Origin of the sequence: Limnohabitans sp. B9-3 (assembly GCF_002778325.1) — a bacterium.
GTDB lineage: Bacteria > Pseudomonadota > Gammaproteobacteria > Burkholderiales > Burkholderiaceae_C > Limnohabitans > Limnohabitans kasalickyi.
The window spans coordinates 1-2,469 of the sequence record NZ_NESI01000019.1; the positions used below are offsets into that span (position 1 = coordinate 1).

At 49.2% G+C, this 2,469-nt stretch carries 2 protein-coding genes and 1 pseudogene; 2 read left to right on the plus strand and 1 reads right to left on the minus strand.

Going from position 1 to position 2,469, the window contains the following annotated elements:
• Positions 1-194 precede the first annotated feature (194 nt).
• Positions 195-377, minus strand: a pseudogene (locus B9Z42_RS16030) (transposase); the annotation flags it as partial.
• A gap of 278 nt (positions 378-655) precedes the next feature.
• Here B9Z42_RS16030 and B9Z42_RS16035 point away from each other — a divergent pair.
• Both B9Z42_RS16035 and B9Z42_RS16040 read left to right on the plus strand, forming a co-directional pair.
• Positions 656-1,168, plus strand: coding sequence for an SLATT domain-containing protein (locus tag B9Z42_RS16035; protein ID WP_100134427.1), 513 nt, complete (start codon positions 656-658; stop codon positions 1,166-1,168).
• Entirely contained in the window at positions 1,168-1,944 is a 777-nt protein-coding gene (locus B9Z42_RS16040; RefSeq protein ID WP_100134428.1) for a nucleotidyltransferase, read from the plus strand. The genes B9Z42_RS16035 and B9Z42_RS16040 overlap by 1 nt, the downstream gene beginning before the upstream one ends.
• Positions 1,945-2,469 lie beyond the last annotated feature (525 nt).

Sequence of the window (2,469 nt, forward strand, 5' to 3'; positions counted from 1 at the left end):
CGCCAAGAAGTGGACGATGCCGGTGCAAAACTGGAAGCCCGTGCTGAACCGATTTACGATCCAGTTTGAGGGAAGGATGCCGACGAATTAACACTCGCTCCGTTTACACAAAATTCGGGACACCCTCCGGAGCGAGTGTTAATTCTTCGGCATCCCCCCTCAAATTGGATCTTAAGTCAGCGCCCCACCGGCTTCTAGTTTTGAACCGGCATCGTCCACTTCTTGGCAATGTTGTTCAACGCCAAATAAAACAATTTAAGCAACGCCTCATCGCTTGGGAACATCCCGAGGTTGTTTGTGATTTTGTGGAAGCTCATGTTCACCGGCTCATTCGCGTTGGTCGTGTACATGATGCGCCTGACCTCAGGCGGATAATCTTGTGAATTTGCGAAGCACATTGGTTTCTTCCAACTAAAAACAGCCAGCCACATTTGCTTGTCATGTGACCGCTGTAGGCTGATTGCTGCCGTTTGGCCTGTCCTAGCGGTGGGACTGTTTCGAGATCTGTTGCGAGCAGACTCCCAGAGCGGTGCGTGCCTGAATCCGTGTTTCAAAGTTGCCAGTGCAGAATTGCTACGATTGGAGTTGAAGATCGCAATGGGTGCGCCTATTTTTTTGGGTTGTCAGGAGGATGGCCCCTCGCTAGAACTGAACCATGACAAACCTGACTTATCCGAGACCGGCTATTGATGCCGAATTGCAGCGTATCGAAGAAGACTGCATCCATTCCGGCAAAGCACATTTCAACGCAGGGATACGCTGGGCCAGATATCACTACGTGTTGGGCATCCCGTCTGTGCTTCTGAGTGCTTTGGCCGGTCTAGCCTTCTTCAAGGATTACCCTGAGATTGCTGGCGTCATGTCCGGCATTGTTGCGATCCTCACATCACTGATAACCTTCCTAAAGCCCTCTGAGCGCTCGGTCTCTCACAAGAACAGTGGGGATCAGTACCTGTCACTGCGCAACGATGCGCGCGTCTTCCGCAAAATTAAGCTACCTGCATTGCCAGATGAGCAAGAAGCGATTGATGGGTTGGATGAATTCACCAAGCGCCGAAATGAGCTAAACCAAGCGAGTGCGCAATTTTCGCTGGAAGATTTCGAGAAAGCACGCAAGGGAGTTGATGCAGGAGAAGCCGCTCATCTCGTGGACCAGAGCAATACCTAATGTCTGTCATTTCGTATCTTGATGTGCGTTCTAGCAGTGCGGTTCTTTCAGTTGACGAACAGGCTTCAATCAATACATCAATCGCCACGATCAAAACAAGGCTGAACAGTTACTTCGGCGTCGCCCTGAGCGAGCATCTGAGATTCGGCTCATCAACGCGCGGCACCATCCTGCCGCGCAAGATGGATCAGCATTCGGATATTGATTACATGGTGGTGTTTGCGGAAGGCGGCGCTGTTCCTCAGACATATCTTGATCGTTTAAGGCGCTTTGCTGATCAGCATTACGCAACCTCTGACATCAAGCAGTCATCGCCGAGTCTTGTGCTGCAACTCAATCACATCAAGTTTGATTTAGTGCCAGCCATTAAGGCTTGGGGCACAACTTACCAGATTCCTGACGGCCCTTCGGCATGGCAGAACACGAATCCGAACGATTTCAATGGGCAACTCAATACAATCAATCAGAAAGAGATGTACAAGATCAAGCCGATGATACGACTTCTCAAGTATTGGAATGCGGAAGCCGAATACGTTTTTGACGCGTACAGCCTAGAGAAGTTCGTTATCAGTCTCTCCTATTACGGGGTAAGCAACATCCGCGACTATCTGTTCACGGCATTCGACAATATCTACCTTGGCAGTGATCAGGCGCAATGGCGTAAGGACAAATTGAAACGCGCAAAGGAAATCATTGATGAAGTTCGCTCCTTAGAGAGCAATGGCTATCCAAGCCTAGCCGAAAAAGAAGTGAAGAAGTTGATTCCATCAGACTGAACTTCTGGGGAATTACTTCCGCTCTATATGCTCACAGGAGTCGATCGTAAGGGGCTGATACAAACGCGATACGTGTTTCGTTTAGTGAAATGCTGCGGCTAGCAGTGAGCGGGTCACCACAGCCTCCTTCGGACGCAATCGGCACAAGGTCTGCGATCGCTGCACTTCAGTCATCCATGATGTCAACTTTAGCTAAAGGCTGATCGGAGACCATCGCGATGGTGGTGTGGAGGTCAGCGCAAGGGCAGTGATCAATCACTCAAGAAAAAATGTGGAAAAAGTTGGATTAACCTTGGACTCCAATGCTTAGTGTTGCTAAAAACGCTAAGTCACAAGGAGCACATCAAAAAAAATCTAATCGCCTGCTGGAAATAGCAGCGATCATTAGGGAGAAGAATCGAGCATACCCACCTTAGCACTTGGGTAAAGACTTGAAACAAACTGCTTTCGTAGCTAGCGAGACAGCTTGGTTACGTCGATTTCCATTTAACTCAAGTACGAATAGAGTGTCTGACGTGAGATGCT

Bases quoted from the DNA above. Each gene is read 5' to 3' on its own strand.
- B9Z42_RS16035 (WP_100134427.1), top strand. From the start codon at position 656: ATGACAAACCTGACTTATCCGAGACCGGCTATTGATGCCGAATTGCAG.
- B9Z42_RS16040 (WP_100134428.1), top strand. From the start codon at position 1,168: ATGTCTGTCATTTCGTATCTTGATGTGCGTTCTAGCAGTGCGGTTCTT.